We start from the raw sequence: 1,338 nt of genomic DNA, 5'->3' as shown, positions 1-1,338 counted from the left end.
CATGAATCCCAGGTGGGTCCTGTGAAGGAGATGCGATGCCGTCTGAGCTTTCGCTGAAGGAATGCTTCGCCAACGGGTCCTTTCGTGTTTTAAACAAAAGGGTCTCGTCAAGCAAGGTTCGAGCCTTCACGCCTTGCGCACGTCTCAAGGATGTTGAAGAAGACCCGTCAAACGTGCCGTTCAAGAACGATCATGATTGGACGGCAAGTGCCAGAAGAATTCTCCAACCTCCCCTGCCTGGTTCATGCCTAAAGGCTTTTGGGGATCCACCGATAAAAGCCCGTGAAGTAAAGACAGCCTGTGTCTTCTCACATTCAAGAGCGAGTTTGGATCATTCGAACGAAGATGGCATAACACAGCGTAAACGAGTGGCCTCTTTCCGATAAAGGCAAACCCATTGTGAAGTGGGGACGCAAAGCCACGGGTCAGAATTTCTGATAGCCGGGTTACCGAAGAAAGAGAGACGTGCGGGAATGGGGCCTCTGTATGTGTGCGAAGGAGGTATCCCATGTCCGATGTGCGTGCGGGGAGTCGTCTAAAAAGGTGTCTAGCGTGGTGTATCTTTGGCAGTTGCCTTCTTTTTCTCCCGCAGGGGGTACAAGCCGCGACCAGTGATTCAGCCACCCTCCAATGGACCGCCAATCAAGAGGCCAACTTAGCGGGGTACCGGATCTATCGAGGAACCAACCCCGGGGTCTATGGGGTTCCCACGACGGTCGGGAAGATCACGACCTACCAATATACCAACTTACTCACGGACAAAACGCACTATTTTACGATTACCGCTTTCGATGCCTCGGGTAATGAAAGTCTTCCCTCCCCCGAGGTGAAAAAATATATTGCACCGTCCTCCAACTCTTCCGGTTCCTCTAGTCCGCCGCCGCCCTCCTCACTCAGCATTTCGAATCTGACCGTTGCCAGTGGCGCAACGTATATGGTGTCCGCCGTCGGCCTCCAAGCCGGGGGGACGGTATATCGCGATCGCGCCTATACGTTTACCACGGTCCCCACGAGTGTGCAGGGCGCGGCCTATATCCAAACGGCCAATAATGATAAAGCAGATGCCACAGCCGCCTTCCTCCGTTTTACGGTGAATCAACCGGTGTCTGTCTCGGTGGCCTATGACGTGCGGCTGACTCCGAAACCGTCGTGGTTGAGCAGCTTTACCGATACGGGCAAGAATCTGGTGACCTCGGATACGACCCTCCACCTCTATGCTCGGACCTTTCCGGCCGGGACGATCACTCTCGGGGGCAATGCCAGCGGGGGGAGTGGCAGTATGTATTCCGTCATCGTTCAACCAGCAGAGGGTCCCGCTCCCGATATCACGCCTCCGAC

The 1,338-nt window shown here is 54.9% G+C and carries 2 protein-coding genes and 1 riboswitch; of the genes, one reads left to right on the top strand and one right to left on the bottom strand.

The genetic code is table 11. The annotated features are described in order from the left end of the window. On the bottom strand, positions 1–184 hold a 184-nt coding region (locus ACTRXD_RS00020), incomplete at its 3' end, for a hypothetical protein (RefSeq protein ID WP_442429840.1). A 193-nt stretch (positions 185–377) separates the two neighbouring features. Beyond that, a riboswitch (cyclic di-GMP riboswitch) is annotated at positions 378–454 on the top strand. Positions 455–508: 54 nt separating this feature from the next. Here ACTRXD_RS00020 and ACTRXD_RS00015 point away from each other — a divergent pair. Then, positions 509–1,338 (top strand): fibronectin type III domain-containing protein (locus ACTRXD_RS00015; RefSeq protein WP_442429839.1); only part of this gene is annotated, 830 nt, incomplete at its 3' end.

Origin of the sequence: Nitrospira sp. T9, from assembly GCF_052156535.1 — a bacterium.
Taxonomy (GTDB): Bacteria; Nitrospirota; Nitrospiria; order Nitrospirales; family UBA8639; genus Nitrospira_E.
Note: the sequence above shows the minus strand (reverse complement) of the source record. Positions and strands in the feature narration are given on the sequence as shown.